General features: G+C 74.4%; 18 protein-coding genes. 12 read left to right on the top strand and 6 right to left on the bottom strand.

All coding sequences use genetic code 11. The features are described from left to right. The first annotated feature begins 127 nt into the window (after window positions 1-127). Window positions 128-865, top strand: coding sequence for a GntR family transcriptional regulator (locus D7294_RS19590; RefSeq protein WP_120681531.1), 738 nt, complete (start codon window positions 128-130; stop codon window positions 863-865). Between the two features lie 99 nt (window positions 866-964). Here D7294_RS19590 and D7294_RS19585 read toward each other — a convergent pair whose 3' ends face one another. Together D7294_RS19585 and D7294_RS19580 are read right to left on the bottom strand one after the other, a co-directional pair. After that, window positions 965-1,474, bottom strand: coding sequence for a VOC family protein (locus D7294_RS19585; protein ID WP_120681529.1), 510 nt, complete (start codon window positions 1,472-1,474; stop codon window positions 965-967). An 89-nt stretch (window positions 1,475-1,563) separates the two neighbouring features. Beyond that, window positions 1,564-2,505, bottom strand: a complete 942-nt coding sequence (locus D7294_RS19580) for a DUF5996 family protein (protein ID WP_120681527.1) — start codon at window positions 2,503-2,505, stop codon at window positions 1,564-1,566. Between the two features lie 301 nt (window positions 2,506-2,806). On the opposite strand from D7294_RS19580, the gene D7294_RS19575 reads away from it, so the two are divergent. The 4 genes from D7294_RS19575 (at window position 2,807) to D7294_RS19560 (ending at window position 6,602) form a co-directional block, all read left to right on the top strand. Beyond that, window positions 2,807-3,232 carry a hypothetical protein gene (locus tag D7294_RS19575; RefSeq protein WP_120681525.1) on the top strand — a complete coding sequence of 142 codons (426 nt, stop codon included), beginning with the start codon at window positions 2,807-2,809 and terminating at the stop codon, window positions 3,230-3,232. A 33-nt stretch (window positions 3,233-3,265) separates the two neighbouring features. Next, on the top strand, window positions 3,266-5,389 hold the full coding sequence (locus D7294_RS19570; protein ID WP_120681523.1) for a DUF6571 family protein: 2,124 nt from the start codon (window positions 3,266-3,268) through the stop codon (window positions 5,387-5,389). 136 nt (window positions 5,390-5,525) lie between these two features. After that, window positions 5,526-5,972 carry a hypothetical protein gene (locus D7294_RS19565; RefSeq protein ID WP_147450870.1) on the top strand — a complete coding sequence of 149 codons (447 nt, stop codon included), beginning with the start codon at window positions 5,526-5,528 and terminating at the stop codon, window positions 5,970-5,972. A gap of 171 nt (window positions 5,973-6,143) precedes the next feature. Next, the gene (locus D7294_RS19560; RefSeq protein WP_120681518.1) at window positions 6,144-6,602 is read left to right on the top strand and encodes a hypothetical protein; all 459 of its coding nucleotides are present in this window, start codon (window positions 6,144-6,146) and stop codon (window positions 6,600-6,602) included. A gap of 16 nt (window positions 6,603-6,618) precedes the next feature. On the opposite strand, the gene D7294_RS19555 is transcribed toward D7294_RS19560, so the two are convergent. From D7294_RS19555 to D7294_RS19540, 4 genes are all read right to left on the bottom strand, one after another. Beyond that, window positions 6,619-7,995, bottom strand: coding sequence for an MFS transporter (locus D7294_RS19555; protein WP_241562490.1), 1,377 nt, complete (start codon window positions 7,993-7,995; stop codon window positions 6,619-6,621). A 439-nt stretch (window positions 7,996-8,434) separates the two neighbouring features. Continuing rightward, window positions 8,435-9,610, bottom strand: a complete 1,176-nt coding sequence (locus D7294_RS19550; protein ID WP_120681514.1) for a zinc-dependent alcohol dehydrogenase — start codon at window positions 9,608-9,610, stop codon at window positions 8,435-8,437. A gap of 167 nt (window positions 9,611-9,777) precedes the next feature. Further along, window positions 9,778-10,674 carry an SDR family oxidoreductase gene (locus D7294_RS19545; protein WP_120681512.1) on the bottom strand — a complete coding sequence of 299 codons (897 nt, stop codon included), beginning with the start codon at window positions 10,672-10,674 and terminating at the stop codon, window positions 9,778-9,780. A 106-nt stretch (window positions 10,675-10,780) separates the two neighbouring features. Further along, window positions 10,781-11,866, bottom strand: coding sequence for an NAD-dependent epimerase/dehydratase family protein (locus D7294_RS19540; protein ID WP_120681510.1), 1,086 nt, complete (start codon window positions 11,864-11,866; stop codon window positions 10,781-10,783). A gap of 249 nt (window positions 11,867-12,115) precedes the next feature. Here D7294_RS19540 and D7294_RS19535 point away from each other — a divergent pair, with 249 nt between their 5' ends. The 7 genes from D7294_RS19535 (at window position 12,116) to D7294_RS19505 (ending at window position 20,274) form a co-directional block, all read left to right on the top strand. Next, window positions 12,116-13,081, top strand: a complete 966-nt coding sequence (locus D7294_RS19535; protein ID WP_120681508.1) for an NAD-dependent epimerase/dehydratase family protein — start codon at window positions 12,116-12,118, stop codon at window positions 13,079-13,081. Between the two features lie 185 nt (window positions 13,082-13,266). Continuing rightward, window positions 13,267-14,958, top strand: coding sequence for a carbamoyltransferase family protein (locus D7294_RS19530; RefSeq protein ID WP_194117758.1), 1,692 nt, complete (start codon window positions 13,267-13,269; stop codon window positions 14,956-14,958). After that, a complete protein-coding gene (locus tag D7294_RS32645; protein WP_241562489.1) occupies window positions 14,955-16,040 on the top strand; it encodes a glycosyltransferase family 2 protein in 1,086 nt (361 codons plus the stop codon). The genes D7294_RS19530 and D7294_RS32645 overlap by 4 nt, the downstream gene beginning before the upstream one ends. 131 nt (window positions 16,041-16,171) lie before the next feature. Next, window positions 16,172-17,029 carry a D-glycero-alpha-D-manno-heptose-1,7-bisphosphate 7-phosphatase gene (locus tag D7294_RS33995; protein ID WP_422070718.1) on the top strand — a complete coding sequence of 286 codons (858 nt, stop codon included), beginning with the start codon at window positions 16,172-16,174 and terminating at the stop codon, window positions 17,027-17,029. Next, window positions 17,019-18,071 (top strand): glycosyltransferase family 9 protein, encoded by a 1,053-nt coding sequence (locus D7294_RS19515; protein WP_120681502.1) that lies wholly within the window; start codon window positions 17,019-17,021, stop codon window positions 18,069-18,071. The genes D7294_RS33995 and D7294_RS19515 overlap by 11 nt, the downstream gene beginning before the upstream one ends. After that, window positions 18,068-19,033, top strand: coding sequence for a glycosyltransferase (locus tag D7294_RS19510; protein WP_120681500.1), 966 nt, complete (start codon window positions 18,068-18,070; stop codon window positions 19,031-19,033). Before D7294_RS19515 ends, D7294_RS19510 begins: the two co-directional genes overlap by 4 nt. Continuing rightward, entirely contained in the window at window positions 19,033-20,274 is a 1,242-nt protein-coding gene (locus tag D7294_RS19505; RefSeq protein WP_120681498.1) for a glycosyltransferase, read from the top strand. The genes D7294_RS19510 and D7294_RS19505 overlap by 1 nt, the downstream gene beginning before the upstream one ends. Window positions 20,275-20,302: the final 28 nt, after the last annotated feature.

The following is a 20,302-nucleotide window of genomic DNA, read 5'->3' as shown; positions in this document are numbered from 1 at the left end:
GGGGAGTTGGGGGCAAGGCACCGTGACGAGGCAACCCGACGAGACACCCGTGGGGACACCCGAGGGACCCGAGGGACCCACCGGGACACCCGCCGAGACAGCGGCCGAGACACGAGGGAGCGCGCTGGTGGACCTGGAACTGACCGTCGACCGGGCCAGTCCCGTGCCGCTGTACTACCAGCTGTCCCGGCAGCTCGAAGTCGCCATCGAACGCGGCAGGCTGCGCCCCGGCACCCTGCTCGGCAACGAGATGCGGCTCGCCGGCAGCCTCGGCCTCTCCCGCCCCACGGTCCGGCAGGCGATACAGGCACTTGTCGACAAGGGCCTGCTGGTGCGCCGCCGCGGCGTGGGCACCCAGGTGGTCCGCAGCCAGGTCAAGCGCCCGCTCGAACTCACCAGCCTCTACGAGGACTTGGAGGCGGCGGGCCAGCGCCCCACCACCCGGGTGCTGGACCTGGCCACCGTGGCCGCGCCGCCCGAGGTGGCCGCCGCCCTCGGCCTCGCGCCCGGCGCCGAGGTCCGCCGCCTGGAGCGGCTGCGGCTCACCCACGGCGAGCCCATCGCCCTGCTGCGCAACTACCTGCCGGTGGGACTGCTCGCGGTGGACCGCACCGCCCTGGAGGGCACCGGCCTCTACCGGCTGATGCGCGCGGCCGGCACCACCCTGCACAGCGCCCGCCAGTCCATCGGCGCCCGCGCGGCCACCGCGGAGTACGCCGAGCTGCTCGCCGAGCCGGTGGGCGCCCCGCTGCTGAGCATGGAGCGCACCGCGTACGACGACACCGGGCGCCCGGTGGAGTACGGCTCCCACCTCTACCGGGCCACGCGCTACGCCTTCGAACTCCAGCTGCTCATCCGCCCCTGAACCCACCCCGGGGCACCCGCCCACGCCCCGGCACCGACGCCCACCGGGAGCGGTGGCCCGCCGCCCGCAGGGATCGGTGGCCCGGCGGCGGAGGGCGCGTCAGGTGGCGTCGGCCCGCGCGAAAAGGCCCCGGAGCAGCCCGGTGGCCTGGCCCACCTCGATCAGGTAGCCGTCCGGGTCGCGCAGGTAGCAGCGCAGTTCGGCGCGCCGGTCGAGGGGCGGCGTCAGGAACTCGGCGCCCTTCGCCGACCACTCCCGGTAGGCGGCGTGGATGTCGGCCACCCGCAGGTTGAGGAAGGCGGAGACCGTGTCCGGCTCCTCCGGCGGGCGCAGCGTCACGCCCGGCTTGTCGGGGGTGGGCCCGCCGCCGGGGTTCATGATGATCCAGCTGTTCGCCAGCCGGACCGTACAGGGGTTCTCCTCCAGCACGACCCGCCCGCCGAGCACCTCGCTGTAGAACCGCCGCGAACGCGCCACCTCACGCACCGTCAGGAAGTGCGCGACCGCAAGCCCCTCGCTCGGTGCCGGGAACTCCCCGGCCCCCGCGCCGCCCCCGTCCCCGGCGCCGCCCTGCGCCGGCTGCCCCGCCCGCTCGTCCCGCTGTGCCATCCGGCCCTCCTCTCCTCGCCGCGCGCGGCGCGCGCGGCCCCGGCGTTCCCCGGGGGCGTTCCTCAGACGGCGCGCGGCCCCGGCGTACCTCAGGCGGCGCGCGCCTCCCTCGGGTCGGTCACGCCCTCGGGCGAGGCCAGGCCCCGCACGTCCCAGTCGGCGAGCCCCGCGGCCGAGCGGTACACCGACTCGAAGAAGCCGAGCACCGTGCGGCGCGGGTCCGCCGTCTCCCTGGCCGCGTCGTAGTCCAGCGTGGCCATGTGGCTGCCGTCGTGCTCCATCCAGCGCGCGGTGGCCGGGCTCAGCCGCCGCTCCGCCAGGCCCTCCGGCTCGGGGGCGGCGTACGAGTAGAACGTGGGCCGCGGCACCGCCTCGTCGCCGAACCAGAAGCCGGAGGAGATCACCGCCCGCGAGTACGCCTCGCGGGTCACCGGGTCCGCCTGGGGCGGCTGGTCCACCGGCCGGTCCTCGAACCGGGTGACGGCGATGTCGAAGGTGTGCCAGAAGTGGTGCACCGGGCTGATCTTCCCGGAGAAGCCGGCGGCGAACTCCTCCAGCACCAGGTTGACCTGACTGAGCACCTGCCAGTACCGGTTCACCCAGTACGGGTCGTAGGAGGCGTGCTCGGTGTCCTCGGCGAAGGGCCTGCCCTCGTCGCCGAGCCCGAAGGGGTGGGCGTGCTCGATGGTGGGCTCCACCCCGACCGAGCGCAGGGCGTCCAGGGCCTCCCGGTAGAAGGACGCCACCGACTGCCCGAGCAGCGAGAACGAGGCCGACCTGCCGTCGATCTCCCGGACGATCAGCAGGTGGTCGACGAAGTCGAAGTCGACGGTGAAGATCGGGTTCCCGTCCACCTGACCCATCGGCCGGGTGGTGATCCCGCGCCCGGTGACGTGGTACGGGACGTTCCACCAGTGGTTGCGCCGCACGCTGCTCGCCAGCCGGATCTTGCCGATGACCTGGGCGAACCGGTGCAGGGTCTCCTTGGAATCCCGCCACTGCGCCAGCGGGATGGGGGGAAAGACCTCCATGCCGACCTCACTCTCGCGCCGCGCGGTCGCGCCCCGCCACGGCGGGCCTGGGCTGCCTCGCGCCCTCGCGAGCTCTCCTTCCGAGGCTAGGCGCGCCCGCGGCGGCGGGCATCCGGAGCGGGGCCCTTGCCGGGCGGGCCGCGGCGCCGGGCCCGCGCGCCACCACCCCGCACGACCCGTCCGCCCTCACGCCCCGTCCGCAGGCCGGAGCCGCCGCAGGCGCCGATGCCCGTGGTCGGCTCGTCGCTTTGCGTTGTTATATTGGCCCGGCAGAAGGACGAGGCGCGTCCGGGGGGACACGATGGGTCACGAGGCGGAGCCCGACCTCGCAGTGCCGGGTGAGGACTTGGTGCGGGTGGGGCAGGAGGCGAGCAGTCTCAGGGAGGGCATGCCGGCCAAGGCGATGGTGGCGGAGGCGAGCAGTTACGAGGCCGCGTCTGCGCTGTCGGCGGCCGGGTTCGGTTCGGGGGGCGCGTTGCGCGAGGCGATGGCGCGTTTCGGGGAGAAGGCGCGGGATCTGGGCCGGGCGTGCGAGAGCATCGAGAGCCACCTGGCGGGCACGGTCACCGTTCACGCCGCGCTTGAGGAGGATCTGCGCGCTCGGGTGCGCGCCGCGGGCGTGGGGCAGGTGGACTATCTGGCCGGGTTCGGGCTCACGCCGGCCGACCTGGAACGCCCGTCGGGGCCGCCCGTGCCGGGGCGCAACGCCGCCATCGAGGATCTGTGAGGGCGTGTCACCGGGTGGCAAGGGGGGAGAGCGATGCCCACGTACGAGGAGCTGAATCGCCTTGACCTGTCGGGTCTGGAAGCCGCGGTGGAGGATTGGGCGCGGGTGAGGAACGACTTGGCGGCGCTGGCCGATCAGGCCGAGGGCGGGCTGCTTGCGCGTGCCCGGGAAGCGGCGTGGTCGGGGGAGAACGCGGGCGTGACCAGGAGGTTCGTGGAGACGGTGGCCGAGCGTTTCGGCTATGCACGCGACGAGGCGGCGATCGTCCACAGAACGCTGGAGGATCTTCTGGACAGTCAGCGGGATTGCCGGCGCAGGCTGAGGGCGCTGAGCGAGGACGCGGCTGAGGGCGGTTTGTACATCCAGCCCGATGGCAGGGTGGTCGTCCCGTCTCCCGACCCCTACCGTCCGCAGGGCGAGGCGACGGCCGAGCAGGCGGAATTCAGCCTTGCACTGACGGGCAGGATCGCCGAGATCCTCAGCGAGTCCCAGGAGAGCGACGCCCAAGCCGCCCAGGTGCTGCGGGACTTGGCGGACGACGGGCACGGCCCGTTCCGTGCGGCGCCGCTGAGGGCGGAGGCGATCGAGGACGCGCAGGAGATCCTTCCGCTGCTGCGGCGGGGTGGGGAGCTGACCGACGAGGAGATCGCCACGCTCAACGACCTGTTGGCCCGCCGGGCCGGCAACGTGGACTTTGCCGCGTACCTGGCGACGGAGCTGGGCGCGCGCGGCACTCTCGACTTCTGGTCCGAACTCACCCATGAACGTGCCCTGCGGCCCCGGGATGCGGAGGAGTGGCAGCTGCTCGCCGAGCTCCAGGCGAATCTGGGCACCGCGCTGGGAACGGCGACACACTCCGACGCGGCGGCCATGGACGCCTGGGAAGAGCAGATGATCGACCTGGGTGACGAGATGCTCGGCGCGAACCAGGACTACCCGATGGGTTACCAGGTCATGGGCAGCCTGATGCACAGCGGCGCCTACGACACGGAGTTCCTCACCGCCTACGGGGATTCTCTCCTCGACTACGAGCGTGGCACCGACGGCTTCGACCCGCGACAGTGGGGGGACAGTGGTTACGGGCTGTCGCGGCTGAGCTTCGGCAGCGAAGACGACCCCGGCTTCGACCCGATGAGCGGCTTCATGGAGGCCCTGGGCCGGAATCCGGAGGCGTCGAACCAGGTGCTGTACCGGGTGGACAACTTCGACTACCTGGTCCAGCAGCGCACCTGGCCCACCTTCTTCACGGGCGACGGCGTCACCCTCAACGGCGCGGAATCCGGCTACACCGCCCTCGGCCACGCCCTCGAATCCGCCACCCTGGGCCACCCTTACGACGACGACACGCCACTCCACTCGAGAACGGTCCGCGAGGCCGCGCTGGCGGAACGGATCGTCGATTACTACGGGAGCAATCCCGAAGCCATCGGGCACGGTGATCTCACCAACAGCCTGGCCCGCATCTCCGCGGGCTACATGGCCGATATCGAACGCAGTTTCTTGGATTCTGCGGTGCTCGTGTCCCCGGAGCAGCCGGCCAGCTTCGATTATGGGAAATCCGCGGTGCTCCTGAGCGTCATGGGGCGGGACCCCGAAGCGTACGGAACCCTCCTCCAGGCCCAAGAGTCGTATACGGCACTGGCCGTGGACAACGTCATCAACGCGCACGACTACGATACGGCGGAGACCCTGGAAGCCGTGCAGCAAGTGTCCCAGGGCGGCGGCATGGTGTCCGGGATTCTGAGTGAAGCCAGAGCCTACGCGGTGTTCGACCAGTCCGCCGCGCAGGATGCCGAGTTCAATCAGCGGGTGCAAACGGGGGCTTCCTGGGCTGAAACGCTCCTTGGGTATGGAGTGGATCGCACCGTCGGTAATGTACCGGTCGCCGGGACCATCGGAAATTGGGCAGTGAGCGGCCTTGTGAATGCCATGGGAGAAAACCTCATGCACGACAACAGCGCCGAAGCGGCGGCCATGTCGGACGAGATCTATGCGCGCTCCATGGACCGGGCCCAGGAGGTGGCCGCGGCCGCGACGAGGGCTGCCGTGGCCTCCGGCGCGACGGATGTGGACGCGGATGTTCTCGCCGGAGCGGCGGCAAGCGGTGCCGCTGAGGGCCATGACCAGCGCGCTCGGCTTTTCGTACGGGAGGGGTGATCGTATGGCGGATCGCTGTTTTGTATCCGTGAGCGCGAGGAGGAAGAGCCGTGCCGTCCTAGTCGCAGGGTTGGTGTTCACGGCGGGAGCGTTGAGCGCCTGTGGTGGGGGCGAACCGAAGGAGCGTTCCTACGAGTTGCCCACTGATCTGTGCGGCGTGGAGGTGGACCAGGATCTGTACGATCCGATCTTTCCGCCTGGGGACGACATCGATATTTCGGGTTCGGTGAGCCGTGAGTTTCCTCTGTCGGGATGCACGGTCGAAGTCGACGGGGAGGAGGTCATCAATCTGGGGACCTTTCCGTCGGGGTACGATCTGGAGGGTCTCGTGGTTATCGGTCCCTACCAAAATGATCTGGACGAGGGTGAGGAAGTGCCCGGTCGATACGAGATGATGGTCTGGCCTGATGCGGTATTTGCCGTGTCGGACTGCGTTGTTCCTCGATACGCCCCTGGTTTTTCGGTGGGGCTGTGGGCAACCTATCCCGATGACGAGGACGATTCCCGGCGTATCTTGGCCGATCTGATTGAGCCGCTCACCGCCAGTGCTGCCCAGGAGGTCGGCTGCGTGGAGCCCGAGTGAGGAATGCCCTCGGCTGGTTGCGGCTGGCGCACTAGGTTTTCAGGTGGGGGAAATCGTATGGTGGATCGCTGCGTTGCATCCGTGAGTGTGCGGAGGAGCCGTGCTCTCCTGGGTGCGGGGTTGGTTTTCACGGCGGGGGTGCTGAGCGCGTGTGGTGGGGGTGAACCGAAGGTGCGTTCCTACGAGTTGCCTGCTGACCTGTGTGGTCTGAGTGTGGATCGGGATTTGTATGATCCTCTCTTTCCGCCCGGGGACACGGTCGACATCCTGGGCTCGGTGGGCCGTGATCCTCTTGACGGGTGCGTGGTCGAAGTCGATGGGGAGGAGGTTATCAATCTGGGCACCTTTACGCCGGGGTGGGATCTGGAGAGTCTTGCGACTATCGGCCCTTACCAGAATGATCTGGATGAGGGTGAGGAGGTGCCCGGTCGATACGAGATGATGGTGTGGCCTGATGCGGTATTCGCCGTGTCGGACTGCGTTATTCCTCAACTCAATCCTGGTTTTTCGGTAGGGCTGTGGGCGACCTATCCCGATGATGAGGATGATTCCCGGCGCATCTTGGCCGATTTGATTGAGCCGCTCACCGCCAGTGCTGCCCAGAAGATCGGCTGCGTGGAGCCCGAATGAGGAACGCCCTCGGGGGTCAGGCTGCCGGGGAGAGGGCGGGGAGGGGGGTCTTGGCGGGCTCGCCGAGCCGGGATGGGACCGGGGTGGGGAGGGCTCGGCGGTGCAGCAGGAGGCCACCGCCGCACGCGGTGGCGATGACCAGGCCGCCGATCACCAGCGCGAGGCGCGCGCCCGCCAGTTCGATCAGCAGGCCGGCCAGGGGCGGGCCCACCAGGTTCCAGCCGGTGCTCAGGCTGCGCCACACGCCCAGCACCCGGCCGCGCATGCCGGGCGGCGGGTCGGTCTGGAGCACCGTGGTGCCGGCCGTGTCGGAGACCGACTCGACCAGCGCCATCGGCACGGCGAGCAGGATCAGCAGCGCGAGGGTGGGGGTCAGGCCGGCCGCGATCTGGAGCACCGCTCCGGCCCCGGCCATCGCGGAGACCAGCCGGACCGAGGGCCGTCGCAGCAGCCCCGCCAGGACGGCGCCCGCGATGCCGCCCACGGCGAGCGCCGTGGAGACGGCCCCGAACGCGCCCGCGCCCGCGGCCAGCGGCCCGGTCACCAGGACGGCCAGGGTCAGCGTGTAGTTCCGGCCGAGCATCGAGCTCAGCCCGGTGATCGCGGCCAGGGCGAGGAGCCGGGGGCGGTGCAGGAAGAAGCGCAGTCCCTCCCGTGCGCCGCCGCCCACGGCCTCGGCCGCCGGCGCGTCCTGGACCGGCGCCTCCCGCGTCGGCGCGTCCTCGGCCGACGCGTCCTGGGCCCGTGCGTCCTGGGCCCGTGCGTGCTCGGCCGGCTCGCTCTGCCCCGGTGCCGCGGGTGCTTCCGGTGCCGCGGCCGCCTCCGTGGCGGCCGCGGGCTCGGGGCGGTGCATCAGGCGCAGGAACGGGATGACGGTGGCGACGAAGGCGAAGGAGAGGCCGTTGGCGGCGAAGGCCGCCGCCGGGCCCCACAGCGTGACCGCCACCCCGGCCAGGGCCGTGCCCGCGAGGCGGCCGACGCTGTGCACGGTGGAGCCGAGCGCGATGGCCGAGGGCACGTCCTCCTCGGGGACCAGGTCGTTGCCCAGCAGTGCGCAGGCCGGGGCGTCCACGGTGGCGATCACGCCGGTCACCGCGGCGAGCACCAGCAGCACCGGCACGTTGAGCAGCCCGAAGGCCACCAGGACGGCGGTGGTGAGGGCGACCAGGCCCAGGGCGGCCTGGCTCAGCGCGGCGGTCAGCTTGCGCGGCCAGGCGTCGACGGCGGCGCCGCCGAGCAGCCCGAGGAGCAGGCCGGGGCCCGCCTGCACGGCGAGCGAGAGGCCGGTCATCGCGGCCGAGCCGGTGACCTGGAGCACGAGCAGGTTCTGCACGGTCAGCTGCATCCAGGTGCCGGCGTTGGAGACCAGGTTCGCCACCGACCACCAGCGCATGCCGGTGTGGCGCAGCGAACGCCAGGGGGCCCGTCCGGCGCCGGAGCGCCGCAGCCCCGGGCGGGGGAGCCCGAGGCGGGGAAGCCCCAGGCGGCGAAGGCGCCGGAAGGGGGAGGCGGGGCGGGGCAGGGCGGGGCGCGGCGCGGGAAGCGCGCGCGGGGGCGAGGCAGGAGGCATGGAGAGGATGCCCGCGAGGGGCGGCTGGGAGCTGGGCGTCCGGGGACGCCCAGGGTGCGGTCCGGGCGGCGCCGATGCCGCACCGGGAGGGCGGACCCCACCTTGACAGACCGGTTCCCCGCCGAAAAGACCATGATCGTCCCCCGCGGCGGCCACGACCCCGGAAGCCTTGCGGCGCAAGGCTTCCGGGGTCCTCCGTGCGTTTGCTCACACCGAGCCGGGTGCCGGGCCGGGACCGGTTCGCGGGCCCGGCGCGGGCGGCTCAGGGCCGCATGACCACCTTCACCGCCTCCTTGTGCTGGAACATCCGGTACGCCTCGGGCGCCTCGTCGAGCGGCACGTGGTGGGTGGCGAACCCGTCCACGCCCAGCGGGTCCTCCTCGGTCAGCAGCGGCAGGATCTCCGGCACCCAGCGCCTGACGTTCGCCTGCCCCATCCGCAGCTGGATCTGCTTGTCGAAGACCGTCATCATCGGCATCGGGTCGGCCATCCCGCCGTAGACCCCGGTCAGCGAGATCGTGCCGCCGCGGCGCACCATGTCGATCGCGGCGTACAGGGCGGCCATCCGGTCCACGCCCGCCTTGGTGACCACCTTCTCGGCCGCCTTGCCCGGCAGGAAGGCGCTGAGGTTCTGCAGCAGCCTGCTGACGTTCCCGCCGTGCGCCTCCATGCCGACGGCGTCGATCACCGAGTCGGGGCCGCGCCCTGCGGTCCGGTCGCGGACCGCGGCGGCGATGTCCGGGTACCGCGTGAGGTCCATCGCCTGCACCCCGCGCGCCCTGGCCCGCTCAAGACGCTCGGGCACCAGGTCGATGCCGATCACCTGCCCGGCGCCCCGGTGCAGGGCGATGCGGCAGGCCATGTCGCCGATCGGGCCGAGGCCGAGCACCGCGAGCGTGCCCCCCGGCGGCACGTCGGCGTACTCCACCGCCTGCCAGGCGGTCGGCAGCACGTCCGAGAGGTAGAGGTAGCGGTCGTCAGGCGCGTCCTCGGGCACCTTGATCGGCCCGTAGTGGGCCTGCGGCACCCGCAGGTACTCGGCCTGCGCGCCGGGCACGGAACCGTACAGCTTCGTGTAGCCGAAGAGGGCAGCCCCGGCCTTCTCGCCCCGCACCTGCGTGGTCTCGCACTGGGTCTGCAGGCCGCGTTCGCACATGTAGCACGAGCCGCAGGCGATCTGGAACGGCACCACCACGCGGTCCCCCGGCTTCAGGTTCCGCACCTCGGGCCCGACCTCCTCGACCACGCCGATCGGCTCGTGCCCGAGCACGTCCCCCGGGGTCATCAGCGCGCCGAGCACCTCGTACAGGTGCAGGTCCGAGCCGCACAGTCCGCTGGAGGTGACGCGGATCACCGCGTCGGTCGGCTCCTGCAGGGTCGGGTCGGGCACCTGGTCGACCCGCACGTCTCGCTTCCCGTGCCATACCGCCGCCTTCATGCAACTCGCCTCCTGACTGCCGGGACTCTGCCGCGGACTTGGGACAACCGGGGAAAGCCCGGGGGAACGCGGGCGGTGCCGGGGAGTGGGGCCGGTGCCCGCCGCCGGGGTCCGGGTACCCCGCGGAGTCCGGGTACCCCGCGGGGCGCGGGCGACCCGGCGCGGACTCAGGGCAGTTGACTGCCGCCGGTCGCGTTCATGATCTCGGCGGTGATGAAGCCCGCCTCCTTGGACGCCAGGAAGACGTAGGCGGGCGCCATCTCCGCGGGCTGGGCCGGGCGCCCGAAGGAGGAGCCGCCGCCGAAGCCGGTGGTGTCCGGCATCGTCGAGGGGATCAGCGGCGTCCACACCGGACCGGGCGCCACCGCGTTGACCCGGATGCCCTGCTCGGCCAGCTGGGCGGCCAGCCCCTGGGTGAAGGTGACGATGGCGCCCTTGGTCATCGCGTAGTCCAGCAGGTGGGGGCTCGGCTGGTAGGCCTGCACCGAGGTGGTGTTGATGATGCCGCCGCCCGCCGGGATCAGCCGCAGCAGCATCTGCGTCAGCCAGAACATCCCGTAGAGGTTGGTGCGCACCACCCGGTCGAACTGCTCGGTGGGGATCTTCTCGATGCCCTCGGGCTGCGACATCTGGTAGGCGGCGTTGTTGACCAGCACGTCCACGGTGCCGAACTCCTCGGCGGCCCGGTCGGCCACCCGGCGGCACTCGGACTCCTCCCTGATGTCGCAGGGCACGGCCACCGCGCGGCGGCCCGCCTCGGTCACCAGGCGCGCGGTCTCCTCGGCCTCGCCCGCCTCCTCGGGGAGGTGGGTGAAGAGCACGTCCGCGCCCTCGCGGGAGAAGGCGACGGCGACCGCGCGGCCGATGCCCGAGTCGCCGCCGGTGATCACCGCCTTGCGGTCCTTCAGCCGGTCGCTGCCGCGGTAGGTGCGCTCGCCGTGGTCGGGGCGCGGCGCCATCTCCTCGGTGCTGCCCGGCGGTTCCTGGGACTGGCCGGGGAACTCCGGGCCCGGGTAACGCTCGCCCGGATGCTCCCGCCGCGGGTCCGGCGTGGGGTCTGGCATGTCGCCTGCCTCCCGTGGTGCTCGTGGTGCTCGTCCTCGGTCTGGTGATCGGTCTGGTGATCCGTCTGGTTCTCTTGTCGGGAACGGGCCCGGGTGCGGGCCCGGTTCAGGGGCGCGCGCCGGTGCCGGTGGCGAACTCGCCGAACCGGCCGTGGCGCGCGTGCGGCGCCAGCGGCGGGGTCTGCATGCCGCTCCCGTGCCGCAGCCCTTCGAGCAGCTCGCGCAGGGCGTCCTCCGCGCTGTGCCGCGGCTGCCAGCCCAGCTCCTGTGCCGCCCGGGAGCAGTCCATGACCGGCAGCCGCAACAGGGCGTCGAACAGGTGCGGGGAGGCGGGCACCAGCCGGGCGCGCCAGGCCGCGGCCAGGGCCGTGCGCAGCAGCGGGCGCGGCAGCCGCACCGTCCGCGCGTGGAACAGGCCGGCGAGCATCCGCGCGTCCACCACGGGCCCGGCCGCCAGGTTGAAGGCGCCGTGGGCCCGGCCGGTGACCGCCAGCCGGTACGCCTCGGCCGCGTCGGCGGTGTGCAGCACCTGGAACCGCAGCCCCGGCAGGTCGGGGACCACCGGGCTCAGCTCGGGGCGCACCATCGGGCCGAAGAGCAGGGGGCCGAGGAAGAGCCGGCGCTGGGCGGCGGCCGACTCGCGCTGGAAGATGAAGCCGGGCCGCATCCGCACCACCCGCACCTCGGGCACGCGGTGCTCGAAGCCGTCAAGCAGCCGCTCCACGTACGCCTTCTCCCGGCTGTAGGCGGCGGTCGGCCAGCCGTGCGTCGGCCAGCTCTCGCGCACCGGCGGGTCCTTGGGGCCCGGGGCGTAGGCGGCGATCGAGGAGGCGTACAGCAGGGCGGGCACGCCCGCCGCCGCCACCGCGCCGAGCACCCGGCCGGTGCCCAGGACGTTGGTGCGCCAGGTCATCAGCGGGTCTCTCGACGGCTGGATCATCCAGGCCAGGTGCACCACCGCGTCGGCGTCCCGGAAGTGCCCGGTCAGCTGCGCCTGGGCCTGCTCCTCGGCCCGCAGGTCCACCGGCGCCCAGGTGGTCTTCTCCACCTGCCACTCGGGCACCCGCCTGGCCAGGCCCAGGATCGACCCCACGGCCGGGTCCGCCGCCAGGGCCCTGACCACGGCGCTGCCGACGTTGCCCGTGGCCCCGACCACCACGACGCGCAGCCCCTCGGCGTGCTCGCTCGTCATCTCGCGTCCCGATCCCTTCCGTGCGGCTGCGGCTGCGGCTCGTCCCCGCGGGTGCGGCGGCCCGCCCGTCCCGGGCCGCCGCGACCGCGTTCACCCGGGTGGGCGCTGCCCGCGCCGCCGTGCGGGCCGCGTGTCGGGCGGAAGGCGGCGGGTACCCGGCACACCTACCGGGAAACGGCCGTTTGCTCCTTTTTGTCCCGGGTACTTGGGGCCGGTCTGCAGGAGCGTCTGCAGGAGAAAGGAGCGGGCATGCAGTCCTCGCACGCTGTTGTCACCGGCGGCGCCGGGTTCCTCGGGTCGCACCTGTGCACGGCCCTGCTCGACCAGGGCTGGGCGGTCACCTGCGTCGACGACCTGTCCACGGGAGACGCGGAGAACGTGGCCCACCTGCGCGGCAGGCCGGGCTTCACCGAGGCCTATACGACCGTGTGCGAGCCCTTCGCCGTGGAGCGGCCCGTCGACCTGGTGCTGCACTTCGCCTCCCCCGCCTCGCCCGCCGACTACCTGCGGCTGCCGTTGCACACCCTGGAGACCGGGAGCCTGGGGACGCGCAACGCGCTCGCGGTGGCCAGGGAGCACCACGCCCGCTTCGTGCTCGCCTCGACCTCCGAGGTCTACGGGGACCCGAGGCAGCACCCGCAGAGCGAGTCCTACTGGGGCAACGTCAACCCGGTCGGGCCGCGCAGCGTGTACGACGAGGCCAAGCGGTTCGGCGAGGCGATGACGGTGGCCGAGGCCGAGGTGAACGGCACCGACACCGGCATCGTCCGGCTCTTCAACACCTACGGCCCCAGGATGCGCGGCCACGACGGGCGCGCCGTGCCCACCTTCGTCCGGCAGGCGCTGGCCGGGGAGCCGCTGACGGTGACCGGCGACGGGCGGCAGACCAGGTCCCTCACCCACGTGGCGGACACCGTCCGCGGGGTGCTGGCGATGGCCGCCTCCGACCTGCGCGGGCCGGTCAACCTCGGCAACCCGGTGGAGATCAGCATGCTCGACCTGGCGCGGCTGGTCATCCGGCTGACCGGGTCGGACTCCACCATCCGGCACATCGAGCGCCCGACCGACGACCCCTCCGTGCGCCGGCCGGACATCACCCTGGCCCGCGGCAAGTTGCAGTGGGAGCCGCGGGTGAGCGCCGAGGAGGGCCTGGCCGGCACCATCGCCTGGTACCGCGAGCGGGCGGCCGGCGGGGCCGAGCCGGTCCCCGCCTGAGCCCCGCGGGCACCCCCGCCGCCACCCCGCCCGCCCCGCGACCCGGCGCACGCCCCGCACGCCCCCGTCCCCCTCGCGCACCCGGGGCCGGCCTCCCCGACGGCCGCAAGGCCCCCGCCGCTGAGCCCCGAGCCCCCGGCCCGCCCCACGTTCCGCTCGCCTCGCCCACACGAAAGGCCCCTGACATGCGCGTCCTCGGTATCAACGCCCTGTTCCACGACCCGGCGGCGGCCCTCGTCGTCGACGGGCGCACGGTCGCCGCGGCCGAGGAGGAACGCTTCTCCCGCCGCAAGCACGGCAAGCGGCCGCTGCCCTTCTCCGCCTGGGAACTGCCCGAGCAGGCCGCCGCCTGGTGCCTGAGTCAGGCCGGGCTGCGGCCCGAGGACCTGGACGCGGTCACCTACTCCTTCGACCCGGACCTCGCCCGCCCCGCCGACCGGCTCGGCCTGCACGACCCCTGGGACCACCTGCGCCTCACCTACGCCAGGGAGGCGCCCGGCTTCCTGGCCACCGCGCTGCCCGGACTCGACCCGGAGCGGGTGCGCTTCGTGCCGCACCACATGGCGCACGCCGCCTCCTCCGCCTTCGCCGCCCCCGCCGCGGACGACTGCGCGGTGCTCGTGCTCGACGGCCGCGGCGAGGCCACCTCGCACCTGGCCGCCCGCCGCGCCGGCCGCCACCTCGAACCGCTGCGCGGCCAGGAGCTGCCCCATTCCCTCGGCCTGGTCTACGAGGAGCTGACCGAGCACCTGGGCTTCCTGCGGTCGAGCGACGAGTACAAGGTGATGGCCCTGGCCTCCTACGGCAGGCCGCGCCACCTCGCCGAACTGCGCCGCCACGTGCACCCCACCGGGGACGGCGGCTTCCTCGCCACCGGGGTGCCCTGGGAGGAGTTCTGCCCGCCGCGCCGCCCGGGCCAGGCGTGGACGCAGGAGCACGCCGACCTCGCGGCCGGCGCCCAGGCCTGCCTGGAGGAGACGCTGCTCGACCTCGTCCGCTGGCTGCACGGCCGCACCCACGCCGAGGTGCTGACCATGGCGGGCGGCGTGGCCCTCAACTGCGTGGCCAACAGCAGGATCGCCCGCGAGGGCCCCTTCCGCCGGGTGTGGGTGCAGCCCGCGTCAGGCGACGCGGGGACCGCGCTCGGCGGCGCCCTGCTGCACGCCGCCGCCTCCGGCCCCGAGCCCCCGCGGCCCCCGGCGGGCACCGACCTCGGCCGGGGCTGGTCCGACGCCGAGCTTGAGGCGTGGCTGAAGACCGCGGCCGTGCCCTTCGAACGGCCGCCCGACCTGGCCGCCGCGGTGGCCGAGGCGCTGGCGGGCAACGCCGTGGTCGCCTGGTTCCAGGGCCGCGCCGAGTTCGGGCCAAGGGCGCTCGGGCACCGCTCGCTGCTCGCCCACCCGGGCAGGTCGGGCAACCTGGAGCGGCTGAACGACATCAAGGGCCGCGAGCAGTTCCGGCCCGTGGCGCCGATGGTCCTCGCCGAGCGCGCCGCCGAGGTCTTCGACGGGCCCCTGCCCAGCCCGTACATGCTGTTCGTCCACGACGTGCGCCCCGGCTGGCGGGAGCGGATTCCCGCCGTGGTGCACGTCGACGGCACCGCCAGGGTGCAAACCGTGGACCCGGCGCAGGAGCCGCTCGTGGGCCGCATGCTCGCCCGCTTCGAGCAGCTCACCGGCCTGCCCGTCGTCGTCAACACCAGCCTGAACACCGCGGGGCGCCCGATGGTCGACGACCCGAGGGACGCCCTGGAGTGCTTCGGCTCGGCCCCCGTCGACCTGCTGGCGATCGGCCCCTTCCTGGTGCGCCGCCGCGCCCTCTTCGACGGCGGGGACCGGGTGGCCGAGGCCCGCCCCATGGCCGCGGAGGCGGCGTGAACACCGCGCCGGGCGCCCCCGCGTACGCCGTGGTGATCCCCACGCTCGGCAGGCCCAGCCTGTCCGCCGTGCTGGCGGCGCTCGCCACGGGCACCGGGCCGCGCCCGGCCCGGGTCCTGCTCGTCGACGACCGGCCGCCGCACGACCCGGCGCCGCTGCCCGTCACCGTGCCCGCGGAGCTGAGCGGCCTGGTGGAGACGGTGCCGGGACGCGGCGCAGGACCCGCCGCGGCGCGCAACGCCGGCTGGCGCGCGGCCGGGGAGGAGTGGATCGCCTTCCTCGACGACGACGTGCTGCCCAGCTCCTCCTGGGCCGAGGACCTGGCGGGCGACCTGGCCGCCGCCACCCCGGCCACCGCCGGCGTCCAGGGCCGCGTGTTCGTCCCGCTGCCCGCGGATCGCCGCCCCACCGACTGGGAGCGCGGCACCGCGGGCCTGGCGACGGCCAGGTGGATCACCGCCGACATGGCCTACCGCCGCTCCGCCCTGGAGGCGGTCGGCGGCTTCGACGAGCGGTTCGGGCGCGCCTTCCGGGAGGACGCGGACCTGGCGCTGCGGCTGCTGGACGCGGGCTGGACCCTCGACGTCGGCGAACGCCGCACCGCGCACCCGGTACGCCCCGCGGACCGCTGGGTGTCCCTGCGGGCCCAGGCGGGCAACGCGGACGACGTGCTGATGACCCGGCTGCACGGCCGCGACTGGTGGGAGCGCGCGGACGCCCCGCGCGGCCGGCTGCCGCGGCATGCGGCGATCACCGCGGCCGGCCTCGGCGCCCTGGCCGCCGCTCTGGCGCGGCGCCCGCGGGCGGCCGCGGGCCTGGGCGCGCTGTGGCTCGCGGGCACCGCCGAGTTCGCCCTCGCCCGGATCCTGCCGGGCCCGAAAACCACGGAGGAGATCGGCCGGATGCTGCTGACCAGCCCCGCCATCCCCCCGGCCGCCGTGGGGCACTGGCTCGCCGGGCGGTACCGGCACCGGGCGGCAAGGCCCCGGCCGCCCGCCGCCGGGCCCGTGCCACGGCCGGCGAAAGGTGTACCCGAGACGTCAGTTTCAACCGCGGTAACCGGGCAACTCGCCGAGTCATGAAAAAAGGCCAGATAAGGGCACAAACGGAGCTGAGGGGCGAGTGTCCTGCCGACGGCCCCTGGCTTTTCCCCGCGCGCCCGCCGGCCACGCCCCCCGCCGGCCGCCCCCGGCCCCCGCGCCTGCTCGGCGGCGTGGCGGCGCGCACCAGGCCGCTCGCGGTGCTCTTCGATCGGGACGGCACGCTCATCAAAGACGTGCCGTACAACGCCGACCCGCGGCTGGTCACCCCGCTTCCCCGGGCCAGGGCGGCGCTCGACGCGCTGCGGGCGCGCGGCATCGCCGTCGGGGTCGTCAGCAACCAGTCGGGCGTCGCCCGCGGGCTCGTCACCAGGGAGAGCTTCGAGGCCGTGCGGCTGCGGGTGGAGGAGGCACTCGGCCCCTTCGCCGTGTGGGCCGCCTGCCCGCACGCGCCCGAGGCCGGCTGCGCCTGCCGCAAGCCGCGGCCCGGCCTGGTGTACGCCGCCTGCGAGCGGCTCGGCGTCCCGCCGGAGCGCACGGCCCTGATCGGGGACATCGGCAGCGACATGGCCGCCGCCGGGGCGGCCGGGGCGCGCGGGGTGCTGGTGCCCACCGCGGCGACCAGGCGGGAGGAGATCGCCGCCGCCCCGGAGCACGCCGCCGACCTCCTGGCGGCGGTACGGCTCCTGTTCGGCCCGGCCCCCGCCGCGACGGCGGCTGCCGCCGCGGGACCCCCGGCAGGGCCCGCCGCGGGAAACGCCTCCGGCGCCGTCGCCCGGCCTGCGGCCGACGCGGTCGCGGAACCCGCCGCGGAACCCCTCGCGGGGACGGACGCGGCACCCGCCGCCCGGCCTGCGGCCGGTGCCGTCGCGGAACCCGCCGCGGGGTCCGTCGCGGAACCCGTCCCAGGCGCCGACGCGGAGCCTGCCGCCGGGTACGACGTGGGGCCCGCGGGAGGTTCCGTTGCGGGAAACGCCGCGGGGGCCGACGGCGGGCGGGCCGCTGCCGGGGAGGTGCCGCATGAACGCTGAGCCGCGCAGCCTGGTCGTCCGCCTCGACAGCGCGGGCGACGTCCTGCTCGCCGGCCCCGCCATCCGGGCGGTCGCCGCACACTCGGGGGAGACCACGCTGCTGTGCGGGCCCCGCGGGGAGGCGGCCGGCCGGCTGCTCCCCGGCGTGGACCGCCTCCTCGTCTACGACGCCCCCTGGGTGGGGCTCTCGCCGCAGGCGGTGCGCCCCGCGGAGGTCAACGCGCTGGTGGACCGCCTGGCCGCCGGGCGCTTCGACCGGGCGCTGATCTTCGCCTCCTACCACCAGAGCCCCCTGCCGATGGCGCTGCTGCTGAAGATGGCGGGCGTGCCCTGGATCGCCGCGGACAGCGAGCACTACCCGGGCTCGCTGCTGCAACTGCGCCACCGCAGGGCCCCCTACCGGCACGAGGCCGCCGCCGCCCTGGAACTCGCCGAGGCCGCGGGCTGCCCCCTGCCGCCCGGCGACCAGGGCGAACTGCGCATCAGCGAACACCCCGACACCACCGCACTCACCGGCCCCGAGCCCTACCTCGTGGTCCATCCGGGCGCCGCCGTGCCCGCCAGGGCCTGGACCCCCGCCCGGGCCGCGCGCGCCGTGGCCGCCCTCGTGGACGCGGGGCACCGGGTGGTGGTGACCGGCGGGGAAGGGGAGAAGGCCCTCACCGCCCGCGTGGCCGGACCCCACGCCCTCGACCTCGGCGGCAGGACCGGGCTGCGCGAACTGGCCGGCGTGCTGGCCGGCGCCCGGGTCGCCATCGCGGGCAACACCGGCCCCGCCCACCTGGCGGCGGCCGTGCACACGCCGGTCATCAGCCTCTTCTCCCCGGTGGTCAGCGCCGACCGCTGGCTGCCCTACCGGGTTCCGCACCTGCGGCTCGGCCGCCAGGACGCCGCCTGCGCCGGGACCAGGGCCAGGCTGTGCCCGGTGGCCGGCCATCCCTGTCTCGACTCCATCACGGACCAGGAGGTACTGGCCGCCGTCGCCGCGCTCACCGTGGGCGACCCGCGCCGGGCTCCCGTCGGCGGAAGGGCGCCAGCATGAACATCCTGCTGTGGCACGTGCACGGCTCCTGGACGACGGCCTTCGTCCAGGGGGCCCACTCCTACCTGGTGCCGGTGCTGCCCGGGCGCGGCCCCGACGGGCTCGGCCTGGCCCGCACCTACAGCTGGCCGGCCACGGTCACGGAACTGCCGCCGGAGCGGCTGCGGGACGCCCCCGTCGACCTGGTGCTCCTCCAGCGCCCCCACGAGGCGGAACTCGCCGAACGCTGGCTCGGCGGGCGCCGCCCCGGCCGCGACGTGCCCGCCGTCTACCTGGAGCACAACGCGCCCCAGGGAGACGTCCCCCACACCAGGCACCCCTGCGCCGACCGCGACGACCTGCTGCTCGTCCACGTCACCCACTTCAACCGGCTCTTCTGGGACAGCGGACGCACCCCCACCGCCGTCGTCGAGCACGGGGTCGTGGACCCGGGCCACCGCTGGACCGGCGAGCTGGCCCGCGCCGCCGTGGTGGTCAACGAGCCGCTGCGCCGCGGCCGGGTCACCGGCACCGACCTGCTGCCCGGGCTCGCCGCCGCGGTGCCCCTCGACGTGTTCGGCATGCGCACCGAGGGCCTGGCGGGCAAGCTCGGCCTGCCGCCCGACCGCTGCCGCTCCCACGACCTGCCGCAGGCCGAACTGCACGAGGCCATGGCCAGGCGCCGGGTCTACCTGCACCCGGTGCGCTGGACCTCGCTCGGGCTCTCCCTGATCGAGGCCATGCACCTGGGCATGCCCGTCGTCGGCCTGGCCACCACGGAGGCCGTCGAGGCCGTGCCGCGCGAGGCCGGGGTGCTCACCACGCGGCCGGACGAACTCGCCCGCGCCGCGGCCGGCTTCCTGCACGACCCCGACGCCGCGGCCGCCGCCGGCCGCGCGGCCCGCGAGGCGGCCCTGGCGCGTTACGGACTGCGGAGATTCCTGGACGACTGGGACCTGCTGATGAAGGAGGTGACCCGCTGATGCGGCGCACCCGTGCCGAGGACGCCCTCACCATCGCCCTCGTCTCCGAGCACGCCAGCCCGCTGGCGGCGCTCGGCGGCGCCGACGCCGGAGGCCAGAACGTCCACGTGGCGCAGCTGGCCGGCGAACTCGCCGACCGCGGCCACTCGGTGACGGTCTACACGCGCCGGGACTCCCTCGACCTCCCGGCCACCGTGCGCGTCAGGCCGGGCGTCACCGTCCGCCACGTGCCCGCCGGGCCCGCCGAGCAGGTGCCCAAGGACCGGCTGCTGCCGTTCATGCCCCAGTTCGGCGCCTTCCTCGACCGCGAGTGGGCCCTGGCGCCGCCCGACGTGGTGCACTCCCACTTCTGGATGTCGGGCGTGGCCACCCTGCAGGCGGCGGGCGCCCACGGCATCCCCTTCGCCCACACCTTCCACGCCCTGGGCACCGTCAAGCGCCGCCACCAGGGGGCGGCCGACACCAGCCCGGCCGACCGCGTCACCTGGGAGCGCTACGTCGGCCTCAGCTGCGACCAGACCGTGGCCACCTGCCGCGACGAGGTCGCCGAACTCCTCGCCATGGGCCTGCCGCAGGAGCGGATCAGCGTCGTGCCCTGCGGCGTCGACCCCGACCGCTTCACGCCCACCGGCCCGGTCGCCCCGCGCGGCGGGCACCGCCACCGGCTGCTCCAGATCGGCCGTCTGGTGCCCCGCAAGGGCGCCCAGGTCTCCCTCGCGGCGCTGGCCCGCCTGCCGGACACCGAACTCGTCCTCGCGGGCGGCCCCCCGGCCGGGCGCCTCGACGACGAGCCCGAGGTGCGCAGGCTGCGCGCCATCGCCCGGGCCTTCGGCGTCGCCGACCGGGTCACCTTCACCGGCGGCCTGTCCCGCGACGAGGTGCCGCCGCTGCTGCGCAGCGCCGACCTGGTGCTGTGCCCCGCCGACTACGAGCCCTTCGGGATCGTCCCGCTGGAGGCGATGGCCTGCGGCGTTCCCGTGGTGGCCAGCGCCGTCGGCGGCCAGCGCGACACCGTGGCCGACCCGGGCACCGGGCGGCTGGTCCCGCCCCGCGACCCGGCGGCCCTGGCCGCCGCCGCGGGAGCGCTGCTCGCCGCACCCCAGGAACGCGCCGCCAGGGGCGCGGCCGGGCGCCGCCGCGTCCTCACCCGCTACCGCTGGGCCGCGGTCGCCGCCGCCACCGAGGAGATCTACCGCGAGATCGGCAGCCGCCGCCCCGCCCCGCTGAGCAACACGGCCTGAACCGGCCCCCGCCGGCACCGGTACGGAG

Source organism: Streptomyces hoynatensis (assembly GCF_003626535.1).
GTDB lineage: Bacteria > Actinomycetota > Actinomycetes > Streptomycetales > Streptomycetaceae > Streptomyces > Streptomyces hoynatensis.
This window is presented reverse-complemented; position numbering and strand designations above follow the sequence as displayed.

What these genes read in the sequence shown, in the direction of transcription:
- D7294_RS19585 (WP_120681529.1), bottom strand. Translation starts at nt 1,474, where the DNA reads ATGGCACAGCGGGACGAGCGGGCGGGGCAGCCGGCGCAGGGCGGCGCC.
- D7294_RS19580 (WP_120681527.1), bottom strand. Translation starts at nt 2,505, where the DNA reads ATGGAGGTCTTTCCCCCCATCCCGCTGGCGCAGTGGCGGGATTCCAAG.
- D7294_RS19575 (WP_120681525.1), top strand. Translation starts at nt 2,807, where the DNA reads ATGGGTCACGAGGCGGAGCCCGACCTCGCAGTGCCGGGTGAGGACTTG.
- D7294_RS19570 (WP_120681523.1), top strand. Translation starts at nt 3,266, where the DNA reads ATGCCCACGTACGAGGAGCTGAATCGCCTTGACCTGTCGGGTCTGGAA.
- D7294_RS19555 (WP_241562490.1), bottom strand. Translation starts at nt 7,995, where the DNA reads ATGCGCTGGTGGTCGGTGGCGAACCTGGTCTCCAACGCCGGCACCTGG.
- D7294_RS19550 (WP_120681514.1), bottom strand. Translation starts at nt 9,610, where the DNA reads ATGAAGGCGGCGGTATGGCACGGGAAGCGAGACGTGCGGGTCGACCAG.
- D7294_RS19545 (WP_120681512.1), bottom strand. Translation starts at nt 10,674, where the DNA reads ATGCCAGACCCCACGCCGGACCCGCGGCGGGAGCATCCGGGCGAGCGT.
- D7294_RS19540 (WP_120681510.1), bottom strand. Translation starts at nt 11,866, where the DNA reads ATGACGAGCGAGCACGCCGAGGGGCTGCGCGTCGTGGTGGTCGGGGCC.
- D7294_RS19535 (WP_120681508.1), top strand. Translation starts at nt 12,116, where the DNA reads ATGCAGTCCTCGCACGCTGTTGTCACCGGCGGCGCCGGGTTCCTCGGG.
- D7294_RS19530 (WP_194117758.1), top strand. Translation starts at nt 13,267, where the DNA reads ATGCGCGTCCTCGGTATCAACGCCCTGTTCCACGACCCGGCGGCGGCC.
- D7294_RS19515 (WP_120681502.1), top strand. Translation starts at nt 17,019, where the DNA reads ATGAACGCTGAGCCGCGCAGCCTGGTCGTCCGCCTCGACAGCGCGGGC.
- D7294_RS19510 (WP_120681500.1), top strand. Translation starts at nt 18,068, where the DNA reads ATGAACATCCTGCTGTGGCACGTGCACGGCTCCTGGACGACGGCCTTC.
- D7294_RS19505 (WP_120681498.1), top strand. Translation starts at nt 19,033, where the DNA reads ATGCGGCGCACCCGTGCCGAGGACGCCCTCACCATCGCCCTCGTCTCC.